Source organism: Rhodococcus sp. NPDC058521 (assembly GCF_042719695.1).
GTDB lineage: Bacteria > Actinomycetota > Actinomycetes > Mycobacteriales > Mycobacteriaceae > Rhodococcus_F.
Genome location: NZ_JBHXNL010000001.1, coordinates 202826 through 215490, shown reverse-complemented (window position 1 = coordinate 215490; position 12665 = coordinate 202826). Strand labels below are relative to the sequence as shown.

General features: G+C 65.5%; 12 protein-coding genes. All 12 read right to left on the bottom strand.

The genetic code is table 11. The annotated features are described in order from the left end of the window. Window positions 1–46: 46 nt before the first annotated feature. The 12 genes from rpsG to ACFWO3_RS01000 all read right to left on the bottom strand — a co-directional run bounded on the left by rpsG (window position 47) and on the right by ACFWO3_RS01000 (window position 12238). Entirely contained in the window at window positions 47–517 is a 471-nt protein-coding gene (gene rpsG, locus ACFWO3_RS01055) for a 30S ribosomal protein S7 (protein WP_072738343.1), read from the bottom strand. Continuing rightward, the gene (rpsL, locus tag ACFWO3_RS01050) at window positions 517–891 is read right to left on the bottom strand and encodes a 30S ribosomal protein S12 (RefSeq protein ID WP_378572805.1); all 375 of its coding nucleotides are present in this window, start codon (window positions 889–891) and stop codon (window positions 517–519) included. Before rpsL ends, rpsG begins: the two co-directional genes overlap by 1 nt. A gap of 359 nt (window positions 892–1250) precedes the next feature. Next, window positions 1251–1796, bottom strand: a complete 546-nt coding sequence (locus tag ACFWO3_RS01045) for a DUF3558 domain-containing protein (RefSeq protein ID WP_378572803.1) — start codon at window positions 1794–1796, stop codon at window positions 1251–1253. After that, window positions 1793–2317: a DUF3558 domain-containing protein gene (locus tag ACFWO3_RS01040; protein ID WP_378572800.1), complete on the bottom strand. Its 525-nt coding sequence runs from the start codon at window positions 2315–2317 to the stop codon at window positions 1793–1795. Before ACFWO3_RS01040 ends, ACFWO3_RS01045 begins: the two co-directional genes overlap by 4 nt. Window positions 2318–2335: 18 nt before the next feature. After that, window positions 2336–2941, bottom strand: coding sequence for a TetR/AcrR family transcriptional regulator (locus ACFWO3_RS01035; RefSeq protein ID WP_378572798.1), 606 nt, complete (start codon window positions 2939–2941; stop codon window positions 2336–2338). A gap of 45 nt (window positions 2942–2986) precedes the next feature. Further along, on the bottom strand, window positions 2987–3799 hold the full coding sequence (locus ACFWO3_RS01030; protein ID WP_378572796.1) for an enoyl-CoA hydratase family protein: 813 nt from the start codon (window positions 3797–3799) through the stop codon (window positions 2987–2989). Between the two features lie 16 nt (window positions 3800–3815). Next, window positions 3816–4979 carry an acyl-CoA dehydrogenase family protein gene (locus ACFWO3_RS01025; RefSeq protein WP_378572794.1) on the bottom strand — a complete coding sequence of 388 codons (1164 nt, stop codon included), beginning with the start codon at window positions 4977–4979 and terminating at the stop codon, window positions 3816–3818. After that, window positions 4976–6991, bottom strand: a complete 2016-nt coding sequence (locus ACFWO3_RS01020) for an acetyl/propionyl/methylcrotonyl-CoA carboxylase subunit alpha (protein WP_378572791.1) — start codon at window positions 6989–6991, stop codon at window positions 4976–4978. The genes ACFWO3_RS01025 and ACFWO3_RS01020 overlap by 4 nt, the downstream gene beginning before the upstream one ends. Before the next feature lie 6 nt (window positions 6992–6997). Then, a complete protein-coding gene (locus ACFWO3_RS01015) occupies window positions 6998–8596 on the bottom strand; it encodes an acyl-CoA carboxylase subunit beta (RefSeq protein ID WP_378572789.1) in 1599 nt (532 codons plus the stop codon). Continuing rightward, the gene (locus ACFWO3_RS01010) at window positions 8593–9756 is read right to left on the bottom strand and encodes an acyl-CoA dehydrogenase family protein (RefSeq protein ID WP_378572787.1); all 1164 of its coding nucleotides are present in this window, start codon (window positions 9754–9756) and stop codon (window positions 8593–8595) included. The genes ACFWO3_RS01015 and ACFWO3_RS01010 overlap by 4 nt, the downstream gene beginning before the upstream one ends. Next, window positions 9753–11447 (bottom strand): acyclic terpene utilization AtuA family protein, encoded by a 1695-nt coding sequence (locus tag ACFWO3_RS01005; RefSeq protein ID WP_378572784.1) that lies wholly within the window; start codon window positions 11445–11447, stop codon window positions 9753–9755. The genes ACFWO3_RS01010 and ACFWO3_RS01005 overlap by 4 nt, the downstream gene beginning before the upstream one ends. Beyond that, the gene (locus tag ACFWO3_RS01000; protein ID WP_378572782.1) at window positions 11444–12238 is read right to left on the bottom strand and encodes a TIGR03084 family metal-binding protein; all 795 of its coding nucleotides are present in this window, start codon (window positions 12236–12238) and stop codon (window positions 11444–11446) included. Before ACFWO3_RS01000 ends, ACFWO3_RS01005 begins: the two co-directional genes overlap by 4 nt. Window positions 12239–12665 lie beyond the last annotated feature (427 nt).

Sequence of the window (12665 nt, the reverse complement as noted above, 5' to 3'; positions counted from 1 at the left end):
GCCGCGCCGGGCCGAGGGGGTCGAACGCCCTCGGCCCGGCGGGTTGTCACCAGCGGTAGTGGGCGAACGCCTTGTTGGCTTCGGCCATCTTGTGCGTGTCCTCGCGACGCTTCACAGCGGCACCGAGGCCGTTGCTGGCGTCGAGAAGCTCGTTGGCGAGACGCTCGACCATGGTCTTCTCACGACGCTGACGCGAGAAGGTGACCAGCCAGCGCAGAGCCAGCGTGGTGGAGCGACCGGGGCGAACCTCGACCGGCACCTGGTAGGTGGCGCCACCGACACGGCGGCTGCGCACCTCGAGTGCGGGCTTGACGTTGTCCAGTGCGCGCTTGAGCGTGACGACCGGGTCGGTGCCTGTCTTCTCGCGTGCCTGCTCGAGAGCCTGGTACACGATGCGCTCGGCGGTGGACTTCTTGCCGTCGAGGAGGATCTTGTTGACGAGCTGCGTCACCAGCGGCGATCCGTAGACCGGGTCGTTGATGAGCGGACGCTTCGGAGCGGGGCCCTTACGTGGCATTAGCTCTTCTCCTTCTTCGCGCCGTAGCGGCTGCGTGCCTGCTTGCGGCCCTTGACACCCTGGGTGTCGAGGGAACCGCGGATGATCTTGTAGCGCACACCCGGGAGGTCCTTCACACGACCGCCGCGGACGAGCACCATCGAGTGCTCCTGCAGGTTGTGACCTTCACCGGGGATGTACGCGGTGACCTCGACCGAGGTGGTCAGACGCACACGCGCGACCTTACGGAGCGCGGAGTTCGGCTTCTTCGGGGTGGTGGTGTACACGCGAGTGCACACGCCACGACGCTGCGGGCTGCCCTTCAGTGCCGCCGTCTTGACCTTGGCGGCCTTGTCGCGGCGGCCCTTGCGGACCAGCTGATTGATGGTTGGCATAAACCGGCTTTCTTCGTTTTGAACAGACTGCTCGAGACAAGCAACCTTGGCTGTTCTGAAATTAGGGATCTAGCAGTTGGGACAAGAGAGCTGCTGCCCCTCACCCGACCTCGCAATACGCAGAGTTCGCGTACCCCACGGTCGGGTGTGTCGCATACCCCCACACAGGCAACCGGATGCTCGTTTCGTACAGGAATCTGCACGAACGCGCGCACGGAAATACCTCGCTAGGCACACAGATCGGCCCGGTCTGGCCGGACACGACCCACAACGATACCCGGCGGCGCGGCGGAAGGTCAAAAGAACCCCGCAGTGGTAAGGCGGGGTGGTGCGTCAGGACGCGACAGCGTGCTCCTGCATCAACTACTGAGGTCGAGTGTGAGTTCCGCGAGAGTGGTTGCGGCTCCACAGGGATCGCCCCCTCCGGCACCGTACTGCACCCACCACCCGAACACGCCGCCGGACGGCGAACCTGCCGTGACGTTGCACGAACCGGGGTCCGCCGGCTGCTGGATCATGATGGCTCTGCGCCCCTGGACGGTGATGTCCGTCGCCTTGTATCCCAGTTTGTCGGCGGTGCTGCGCTCGGTGTCGAGGGAGCCGGTTTCGAACCAGTCGAAGGTGACCTTGGTGGTACCGGACGCGCCGACCGCATCCCATCGACAGATGGCTCCGAAGAAGCCGCGAACGATGGCGTCCGCTCCGACGACCTCGGCGATCTTGTCGTCGGCGACGGCATTGCATTCCTGGAGCAGGTTGGTGAAGTCGCCCAGATCGCCGGCCTCCCCGTCGTAGACCCCCTCGACGCGGGGCGTGCCCTCGATGGTCGAGCCGCAGCCGGCGGCGAGAAGGGTCACGCTCAGTGCCGCGATCACCCGTGCGGTGCGACGACTCGAAACCTTCACTGCGCACGCTCCACGGTTCGCTCGGCGAGCACTCTCGCCACCTGGCACGGATCGTTGGTCGGCTGGGAGTTCCCGTACATCACGGACCAGTGAACGAAGTCGCCGCCGAACGCGATACCGACTTCACACAGGTAGCTCGCAGCGGATGCGATGAATCCGGGGTTTCCGCCGACGTCGATGTCCTCTGCGGGGCGACCGATCAGTTCCGACCCGGCGCGCTCACGGCCGATCGGGCTGCCGCGATACCAGGAGTAGGTGACGCTGGGCCCGTCCGAGCCGCCCACTTCCCACACGCAGCCCACGGAGTTCCGCGTCACCTGGGTGAAGGGGGGCATACCGAAAGCTTCGGACACTTCTTGATCCGTCATTCCTGCGCATTCGGGGAAGAAAGGGCCGGGTTCGGTGGCTTCGGGACGAACCGGCGCTGCGGGCGCGTCGGCCTCCGTGTCTTCGGCCCCACCGCAGCCGGCCAGGACCGCAACCAATCCCACGGCCGCGAGCGCTCCCCATTTCCTGCCCATGGGCGGTGACTCTACCGATCAGGCCCCCGTGGGGAGCGCCAGCGAGGCCTCGAGTTGCGCGGCCCATTGCCGAACCACTTCACTGCGGCGGCGGGAATCGTCGGTGAGCACGTCGGCGAGTCCGAGACCGCGCGCCAGGTCGAGTGTGGCCTGCACGAGCCGGTGCGCGACCGGGTCGGTGTCGTCACACCCGAGTTGTTCCACCGCGTTTCGGTGCGCAACCCGCCCGAAGCGTTCCTCGAGGGGAAGCACACGCGCTCGCAATTCCGGATCGGATGCGGCAGCCGTCCACACCTGGAGGGCCGCTTTGAACAGGGTGCCCGTGTACGACTCGACGAGTCGCGTGACGACGGCCTCGGTCCTCCCCGGACCGGTCGGCAACTCGGTGGCCTCCTGCTTGGCCTCCTCGATCCGGGCGTCGAACATCATCTCGAGTGCAGCGGTGAAGAGGTCTTCCCTGGTCGGGAAATGGTGCTGCGCTGCGCCACGCGAGACCCCTGCACGTTGCGCGACGGTTCCCACTGTCGTCGCTCCCCACCCCAGTTCCGCGAGCGCGTCGATGGTCGCCTCCAGCAGGCGCTCACGCGTCGCGCGGCTGCGGTCCTGCTTGGGCTCGCGTGCCATGTCGGTCCTCCTGAGGCTGTTGCTGTGGTGCACGGTGCCTGGCACCTACGGCGCCCAGCTCGGGCGCCGCTTCTGCAGGAACGCCATCATGCCTTCCCGAGCTTCGTCGGATCCGAACAGCTGCGCCGACTGCGCTTCGAGGTCGGCCGCGTACCGCTCGAACCCTTCGAGGACCGCCCTGGTCGTCAATGCCTTCGACTCGGCGAGCCCCTGTGGCGATGCCTGCATGAACTGGTCGACGAGTTCGTCCACCGTCTCCGCCGGATCTTCCGAACCGACGGTGACGAGTCCGATGTCCTCCGCGATGCGGTAGCCGAACTTTTCACCGGTCAGGAAGTACCGGCTCGCCGCACGAGCGTCGAGGCGCGGCAGCACCGTCAGCGAGATGATCGATGCCGCGAGCCCGAGTCGCACCTCGGTGAGTGCGAAGGTGCTGTCCGCGCCCGCAACCGCGACGTCGCACGCGCCGACGAGTCCCATGCCGCCGGCTCGCACGTGTCCGTTCAGGCAGGCGATCACAGGTTTCGGCAGCTCGACAACAGCTCTGAGCATCTCGGTCATCTGGTGAGTTCGCTGACGCGCCAGTTCGGGCGGGTCGTCGTCGGAGCTGCTTGCCTCGCTCAGATCGGCCCCGGCACAGAACGTGTTGCCGGTATGCGTGAGCACGACGACCCGCACATCCTTGTCCGCCGCCGCGCTTCTCAACCCTTCGTGGAGTTCTCGAAGCAGCTTCGAAGAGATGGCGTTCCTGTTGTGTGGTGAGTCGAGGGTGAGCGTCGCGGCCCCTTCTCCGACTTCGTAGCGAACGTATGGTGCGTTCCCTGTGTTCTCTGTGTTCTCTGTGTTCTCGGCGTCCACTCCTACCTCCTTCACGTCAGTACGACCGTGGCAGCCCGAGCGAGTGTTGAGACACGAAATTGAGAATCATCTCGCGACTCACCGGTGCCACCCGCGCAATGCGGGCCGCACCCAGCATGGCCGCGAGACCGTACTCCTTGGTCAGTCCGGCACCGCCGTGTGTCTGGATCGCCTGGTCGAGGGCCTTGATACTTGCTTCTGCCGCCGCGTATTTCGCCATGTTCGCGGCCTCGGCCGCCCCGAAGTCGTCACCACTGTCGTAGAGGACTGCGGCCTTCTGCATCATCAGCTTCGCGAGCTCGAGTTCGATCTTCACCTGCGCGAGTGGGTGCGAAAGCCCCTGATGCGCACCGATGGGCGTCTTCCACACCGTGCGTTCCTTCGCGAAAGCCGTTGCCGCCTCGATCGCGTAGCGGCCCATACCCACGGCCATCGCAGCACCGAGGATTCGTTCGGGGTTGAGTCCCGAGAACAGTTGCATCAGCGCCGCGTCCGCCTCGCCGACGAGCGCATCGGACGGCAGCCGCACGTCGTCGAGGAACAACGTGAACTGGGTGTCCGGTTCCACGACGTCCATCTCCATCGGCTGTTTCACGAAGTTCGTGGCATCGGTCGGCACGATGAACAGTGCGGGTTTGAGCTTGCCGGTCTTCGAGTCCTCGGTTCGGGCGACCACGAGCACGGCGTCGGCCTGGTCGACACCGGAGATGTAGATCTTGCTGCCCCGCAACAGCCAGTCGTCGCCGTCGCGTCGGGCCGTGGTCGAGATCTGATGGGAGTTGGAGCCTGCATCGGCTTCGGTGATTCCGAACGCCATGATCGACGATCCGTCGGCGAGGCTGGGGAGCCACTTCTGCTTCTGCTCGTCGGTGCCGTACTTGCCGATGATCGTCCCGCAGATCGCGGGCGAAACCACGACGAGCAGCAGACCCGCCCCGTGCGCCGCCAGTTCTTCCTGCACGAGAGCGAGCTCGTAGATGCCTGCGCCCCCGCCGCCGTATTCCTCCGGAAGGTTCACCCCGAGGAAGCCGTGCTTTCCCGCTTCGTTCCACAACTCGGTGAGCGGCTGATGCGTACGCGAGCGAGGCAGGACGTAGTCGACGTAATTGAATCGTTCGCCGAGCTTCGACACCGCAGCGCGGAGTTCGGTCTGTTCTTCGGTTTCCACGAATCCGCTCATGCCGGTACCTCTTCTCTCGATTCCTCGGCACCGGAGTCCACGACCGCGAGCACCGATCCGACATCGACCTGTTGCCCCACGGTGACCGCGAGTTCTGTGAGTACTCCGGCAGTGGGGGCCGTGACGGTGTGTTCCATCTTCATCGCTTCGAGCCACAGGATCGGCTGTCCGGCGTCGACCGCATCGCCCTGTTCCGCTGCGATCCGGATGACGGACCCGGGCATCGGCGCCAGCAGCGATCCGGCCGCCACTTCTGCAGTCGGGTCCACGAATCTCGGCACGACCGTCAACGCCGTTGCACCAAGGGCGGAGTCGACGAAGACCTGATCTCCGTGACGGGAGAGCGTGAACGTTCTTCGCACTCCGTCGATGTCGAAGACCACTCGGTCGGGGGCGTGGGAGACGAGGGCCACGTTGTCGAATCCGTCTGCGGCGAGCCCGTGTCGATTGAGCCGATAGCGCACATCGTGGCCGCCTCGCGCCGTGGTGTATCGCTTGAGTTGCGGTCCGGAGGGCAGGTTGCGCCAACCGCTGGGGAATCCTGCCGCCACCCGAGCACGCGCCCGGTTTGCGGCCGAGTCCGCAAGTGCGGCAGCGAGTGCCGCGATCGCCTCCGTGTCCGCCGATACCAACGGCTCCGACAGCACACTCAGATCGTGGGTGTCGAAGAAGGCCGTGTCGGTGTCCCCTGCCAGGAACGCCGGATGCCGCAGAACGTGCACCAACAGGTCCCGGTTGGTGACGGGTCCGTGTAGTTCGGTTCTCGCCAAAGTGGTGGCGAGCAGCTTCGCTGCCTCGGTTCGGCCGGGGGCGAACGAGATCACCTTGGCGAGCATCGGGTCGTAGTGCACGCCGACGACACTGCCGTCCATCACACCCGAGTCGAGACGCACACCCTTCTTCTCGAGCACCCCGAACTCGGTGACCTCGCCGGGGACGTGAATGCGATGCACGGTTCCGGTCTGGGGCTGCCAGCCGGCCGCGGGATCCTCTGCGTACAGGCGTACTTCGATCGAATGTCCCCGAATCGCGGGTTGCTCCGCAGGAAGCGCGGCTCCAGACGCGATGCGGATCTGAAGGTCGACCAGGTCGAGACCGGTCGTGCATTCGGTCACGGGATGCTCGACCTGCAGCCGGGTGTTCATCTCGAGGAAGAAGAAGTTGCCGTCCTCGTCCGCGAGGAACTCGACGGTGCCCGCACCCTCGTAGCCGATGGCCTCGGCAGCCAGACGCGCCGCGTGGAACAACCGCTCGCGCATCCCAGACACCCGCTCGACCAGTGGTGACGGCGCCTCCTCCACCACCTTCTGATGCCTTCGCTGAATGGAGCATTCACGCTCACCGACCGCCCACACCTTGCCGTGGCGATCGACCATCACCTGGACCTCGATGTGCCGGCCGGTCTCGATGTACCGCTCGCAGAAGACGGTTGGATCACCGAACGCGGACTGCGCTTCACGCCGGGCCGCCTCGATCTCGCCGGTCAGGTCCGCAAGCTCTCGAACGACCCGCATACCGCGCCCGCCGCCGCCGGACGATGCCTTGACCAGAACGGGCAGGTCGGCCGCGGTGACCTCCGCGGGATCGAGTTCTGCAAGCACCGGCACCCCGGCGTCGTCCATGATCTTCTTGGACTCCACTTTCGAGCCCATCAGTTCGATGGACTTGACGGGCGGCCCGATCCAGACCAGACCGGCGTCCTGGACCTGCTGGGCGAACTCCGCATTCTCGGAGAGGAACCCGTATCCGGGGTGAATGGCGTCTACCCCTGCGGCGCGGGCGGCGGCGATGACGAGATCGCCGCGCAGATAGGTCTCGGCGGGGGTGTTGCCGGGAAGACGGACTGCCGCGTCGGCCTCGAGTGTGTGCGGGCTACCGGCGTCCGCGTCCGAGAACACGGCGACCGTTCCGATCCCGGAGGCTCGGCAGGTGGCGAACACCCGGCGTGCGATCTCGCCACGGTTCGCCACGAGGACGGAGTCGATGGAGCGGAGTTCAACTGAGTTCACCACTGTTCCTCACATCCGGAAGACACCGAAGTTCTCGGTGCCTTCGATCGGCGCGGAGGCGATGGCCGACAGGCACATTCCCACCACGGTGCGGGTGTCACGGGGGTCGATGACCCCGTCGTCGTACAAGCGGCCGGACAGGAACATCGGTAGTGATTCGGCCTCGATCTGGTTCTCGATCATCGCCCGCATCCCCGCGTCGGCCTCTTCGTCGAACGCCTGACCGCGTGCTTCGGCGGATGCGCGTCCGACGATGGAGATGACGCCGGCGAGCTGGGCACCGCCCATGACAGCGGACTTCGAACTCGGCCATGCGAACAGGAAACGCGGGTCGAACGCCCGGCCGCACATGCCGTAGTGGCCTGCGCCGTACGAGGCGCCGAGAAGGATCGAGATGTGCGGAACCTTCGAATTGGCGACCGCGTTGATCATCATCGATCCGTGCTTGATCATCCCGCCTTCCTCGTACTCCTTGCCGACCATGTATCCGGTCGTGTTGTGCAGGAACAGCAGTGGAGTGTTCGAACGATTGGCGAGCTGAATGAACTGGGTGGCCTTCTGTGATTCCTCGCTGAACAGGACACCGCGAGCGTTTGCGAGGATCCCGACCGGATACCCGTGCAACTCGGCCCACCCGGTGACGAGTGACGACCCGTACATCGGCTTGAACTCGTCGAAGTCGGAGCCGTCGACGATCCGGGCGATCACTTCCCGCGGGTCGAAGGGAATCTTCAGATCGGCGGGAACGATGCCGAGCAGTTCTTCCGGGTCGGCGAGCGGTTCGATCACCTCGACGCGCGGCTCAGGACCCTTCTTGGTCCAGTTGAGCCGTTTGACGATGTTGCGACCGATGCGGATCGCATCCTGCTCGTCGACCGCGAAGTAGTCGGCGAGACCCGATTTGCGGGCGTGCATTTCGGCGCCACCGAGGGTCTCGTCGTCGGAGTCCTCACCGGTGGCCATCTTGACCAAGGGCGGTCCGGCGAGGAACACCTTGGATCGCTCCTCGATCATCACCACGTGATCCGACATGCCCGGAATGTAGGCACCGCCGGCGGTGGAGTTACCGAAGACCAGGGCAACCGTGGGTATTCCGGCCGCGGACAGCTGTGTGAGGTCACGGAACATCCGCCCACCAGGAATGAACACTTCCTTCTGTGTCGGGAGGTCCGCGCCGCCCGACTCCACCAACGAGATGACCGGCAATCGGTTCTGCACGGCGATGTCGTTGGCCCGGAATCCTTTCCGCATGGTCCACGGGTTGCTGGTACCACCACGCACCGTCGGATCGTTCGCGACGATGAGGCACTCGACGCCCTCCACAACGCCGATGCCCACTACCGTGCTGGCGCCGACCGGGAAGTCACTCCCCCACGCTGCGAGTGGGCACAGTTCGAGGAAGGGCGAGTCCTCGTCGACCAGCAGCTCGATCCGTTCTCTGGCCAGCAGCTTGCCGCGATCGTGATGTCGCTTCGTGTATTTCTCGCCGCCACCTGCGATGGCCTTGTCGTGCTCGGCGTCGATCTCCGCGAGCTTGGACGTCATCGTCTCGACTGCCGTCGTGTACACCTCCGACGCCGTGTCGAGGGTGGATCGCAGAACGCTCATGCCTGATACCCCAATCGCTTTGCTGCCAGTCCAGTGAGGATCTCGGTCGTTCCGCCGCCGATTCCCAGAATTCGCATGTCCCGGTACTGCCTCTCCACTTCGCTCTCGCGCATGTAGCCTGCCCCGCCGAACAGCTGAAGGGCTTGGTGCGCGGTCCATTCCCCGGCCTCGACCGCCGTGTTCTTCGCGAAACACACCTCGGCGATCAGGTCCTGTTGGGAGTCGAGCGATCGCTCCACGAGCGCTCGGGTGTACACGCGCGCGACATCGATGCGACGGGCCATCTCGGTGACGGTGTTCTGCACGGCCTGTCGCGAGATCAGTGGGCGGCCGAATGTTTCTCGGTCGCGGCACCATTGGAGCGTCAGGTCGAGGCACCGCTGGGCACTCGCATACGCCTGAGCGGCGAGCGCGACTCGCTCCGTCACGAAGGCCTGGGCGACCTGCTGGAAACCGGTGTTCTCCGCGCCCACCAGGTTCTCGATTGGAACCCTGGCGTCGACGAACGACAGTTCGGCGGTGTCCGAGGCCAGCCAGCCCATCTTCTCGAGCTTTCGACTCACCTCGAACCCGGGCGTGCCCTTCTCCACCACGAGCAGCGAGACCCCGGCCGCACCTCGGCGCGCCGGGTCGCCCCCGCCGGTGCGGACGGCCGTCACCACGAAGTCCGCACGGCACCCCGACGTGATGAACGTCTTGGCACCGTTCACCACGTAATGGTCGCCGTCCCGGACAGCCGCGGTTCGCAGGTGCCCGACATCCGATCCCCCACCCGGCTCTGTGATGGCGAGTGACCCGATCTTCTCGCCGGCCAAAGTGGGCCGGACCCACCGATCGATGTGCGATTCGTTCTGCGCCGCAATCAGATGCGGAAGGGCGATGCCCGAGGTGAACAGCGACGCGAAGAGACCACCGGACGCCCCGGCGTAGTGCATTTCTTCGCAGATGGTGATCGCATCGACCAGGTCGCCACCCGAGCCCCCGACGGATTCCGGGAATCCGGCACCGAGCAGCCCGAGTGCCGCGGCCTTCTTGTGGAGCTCGCGCGGCAGTTCGCCGGCCCGTTCCCATTCGTCGAGGTTGGGCAGCACGTCCTGTACGACGAACCGTCGGACCGTCTCTCGCAGCGCTGCCCGCTCAGGGTTTTCCCACACGCTCACAGGAGTTCCTCCGGTATGTCGATATGTCTGCTGCGCAACCACTCTCCGAGGCCTTTGGCCTGCGGATCGAATCGCACTTGCGATGCCACTCCCTGGCCGAGGATGCCTTCGATCACGAAGTTCACGGCCTTCAGGTGTGGCAACGGGTAGCGCCGGACCGTGAGGTTCTCGGCCTCGGGGAGCATTCGCTTCAACAGCTCGGTGGTGAGCGTGTTGGCCAGCCAACGCCATTGTTCGTCGGTGCGCACCCAGACGCCGACGTTCGCGTTGCCGCCCTTGTCGCCGCTTCGCGCAGCCGCGATGGTTCCGAGCGGGACGGTCCGGACTCGCGCCGAGGTGAACTGCTGTGGAAGCGGCGGCTCTTCCGGATCCACGAGAGTTTCTGTCTGCGAGGACGGTTCCACTGCCACACGTGCTCCGTCTGGAAGAACCGCCGTGTGCTCGACGTCGCCGGCCTCCACGTACCCGGGGGTGAACACGCCGTAGGGCTGACCGTTCGACGGCGGCGCCGTCAGGCTGAAACCCGGGTAGCTGGCCAGTGCGAGTTCCACGGCCACGGACGAGAACGCGCGACCGACGACCTCGGGATCGGGGTCGCGAACCACACAGCGCAGCAGCGCACTTGCTACCTCCTCCGTATCCGAATCGGGGTGATCGGTCCGTGCGAGAGTCCATTCGAGGTCTTGTGGCTTCTTCGTCAGTCCTGCTTCGAGCTGCGCACGGGCCAATTCGGCCTTGGCCTCGATATCGAGACCGGTGAGGATCATGGTCACCTCGTTGCGGAAACCCGCAAGGCTGTTGAGGGATACCTTGAGCTGCGGAGGGGGCGGCTCCCCCTTCACGCCGCTGATCCGCACGCGGTCCGGACCGTCGTCGGTCAACTCCGCCGAGTCGATGCGAGTGGTCACGTCGGGTCCGGCGTACCGGCCACCGGTGATCTCGTAGAGCAGCTGAGCGGTGACCGTGCCCACCGACACCGCGCCACCAGTGCCGGAGTGCTTGGTGATGACCGACGATCCATCGTCGGCAATCTCGGCGATCGGGAATCCGGGGCGACGCATATCGTCGATCTCGGTGAAGAACGAATAGTTTCCGCCGGTCGCCTGGGTCCCGCATTCGATGACGTGTCCGGCAACCACGGCCCCGGCCAGCCGGTCGAAGTCCGTTCTTCCCCAACCGAAGTGCGCGGCGGCGGGTCCGACGATCACGGACGCGTCCGTGACCCTGCCCGTCACCACCACATCGGCGCCGGCATTCAGGCACTCCACGATCCCCCAGCCGCCGAGATACGCGTTGGCGGTGAGTGGTGCGCCGAGGCCCAGTTCTTCGGCACGAGCGATGAGGTCGTCGCCTTCGACGTGTGCGATCTTCGCGGTGAGGCCCAGACGGGTGTTCACGTCACGCAGTGCGTCGGCGAGCCCTGCCGGGTTGAGGCCGCCCGCGTTGGCGACGATCTTCACACCCTTGTCCAGCGCCAGTCCGAGACAGTCCTCTGCCTGACGGAGGAACGTCTTGGCGTAGCCACGGGAGGCGTCCTTCATGCGGTCCCGTCCGAGGATGAGCATGGTCAGCTCGGCGAGGTAATCGCCGGTGAGGTAATCGAGGTCACCGCCTTCGAGCATGTCTCGCATGGCGGAGATGCGATCGCCGTAGAACCCGGAACAGTTGCCGATGCGAACAGGTGCGCTCATGAGTCCGTCTTCGACTTACGGCCTTCGCCGGAGGGACCGGCAAAGGCCTGAGCGATCCCGAGCCAGGCCTCGGCGTCCGCACCGACCGCCTCGAGCGCGAGATCGTCGCGGTGGGCACGTTGCGTCACGAGAAGACAGAAGTCGACGGCGGGGCCCGTGACGCGCTGCTGCGCGTCCTCAGGACCCCACACCCACGTCTCGGTTCCGTGCGGAGCGGTCAGCTCGACCCGAAAGGGTTCGGGCGGAGGGGGCAGATTGCGGACCGAGTAGGCGAAATCGCGGGTGCGCACGCCGAGGTGCGCGATGGACCGCAGTCGATTCGTCGGTTCCGGTCGCAGGCCGAGTGCTTCGGCGACGTCGAGGCCATGTGCCCAGGTCTCCATCAATCGTGCTGTCGCCATGGACATTGCGGTCATGGGTGGGCCGTACCAGGGAAGCTTCGTTCCGTTCGGCACGGCGGCGAGTTCGTTCGCGAGACGTACCCGTTCGGCACGCCATTGCGCGTACAGCTCTCCCGGGGCCCGCCTCGCTTCCACCTCGGCACCTTCGTCCACGAAGCCCGTCGGGTTCTTCCACGCCTCCGCGAGATTCTCGGAGAAGGCGTCGGGGTCGGTCACGGCGAGCAGAGATGCGCGGTCGGTCCACAGGAGGTGCCCGATCTGATGGGCGATGGTCCATCCGGCCGCCGGCGTCGGGGTATCCCATCGATCGGCGGGCAGCGTGACCACCAACGACTCCAGCGCACCACCCTCCGCCCGCAAATCGGCGATCACTTCGAGCAGTTCTGCCATGGGATCAGGATCACACCCCGCCCATAAAAAAGCAAGCACGCTTGCTTGTATTTGAATCACGAACCACTTCACCGAAGTCCGATAGGCCCGGAACGCCTTGAATGTCAACGTGGGAAGTGCTTTTGAACGACCGTCCAGGCAAATATCGCGCTGCGAGTCCTCGCGCCGGCAGAGGACGCGTCCGACTTGCCCGATCCACAACCTGACCGGTCGGTAGAAAACTGCGCGCCGGGTTCTTGCCGTGCGGAATGCAACTGCTAGTGTTCAGGCCGCACTCCCCGTGGGGGGATGGATTTGCCGAGCAGATCCGGGTGCAACACAGAATAAGCGCGTCACCTCGTCGGAGGTGTCGCTCAGGCCTGTCGGGGGGGAACGTGAAGTCAATGCGCGTCGGTGAGCTCCGCTCCCGTGCATCTGGTGTGGTCTC

What these genes read in the sequence shown, in the direction of transcription:
- rpsG (WP_072738343.1), bottom strand. Translation starts at nt 517, where the DNA reads ATGCCACGTAAGGGCCCCGCTCCGAAGCGTCCGCTCATCAACGACCCG.
- rpsL (WP_378572805.1), bottom strand. Translation starts at nt 891, where the DNA reads ATGCCAACCATCAATCAGCTGGTCCGCAAGGGCCGCCGCGACAAGGCC.
- ACFWO3_RS01040 (WP_378572800.1), bottom strand. Translation starts at nt 2,317, where the DNA reads ATGGGCAGGAAATGGGGAGCGCTCGCGGCCGTGGGATTGGTTGCGGTC.
- ACFWO3_RS01035 (WP_378572798.1), bottom strand. Translation starts at nt 2,941, where the DNA reads ATGGCACGCGAGCCCAAGCAGGACCGCAGCCGCGCGACGCGTGAGCGC.
- ACFWO3_RS01025 (WP_378572794.1), bottom strand. Translation starts at nt 4,979, where the DNA reads ATGAGCGGATTCGTGGAAACCGAAGAACAGACCGAACTCCGCGCTGCG.
- ACFWO3_RS01015 (WP_378572789.1), bottom strand. Translation starts at nt 8,596, where the DNA reads ATGAGCGTTCTGCGATCCACCCTCGACACGGCGTCGGAGGTGTACACG.
- ACFWO3_RS01005 (WP_378572784.1), bottom strand. Translation starts at nt 11,447, where the DNA reads ATGAGCGCACCTGTTCGCATCGGCAACTGTTCCGGGTTCTACGGCGAT.
- ACFWO3_RS01000 (WP_378572782.1), bottom strand. Translation starts at nt 12,238, where the DNA reads ATGGCAGAACTGCTCGAAGTGATCGCCGATTTGCGGGCGGAGGGTGGT.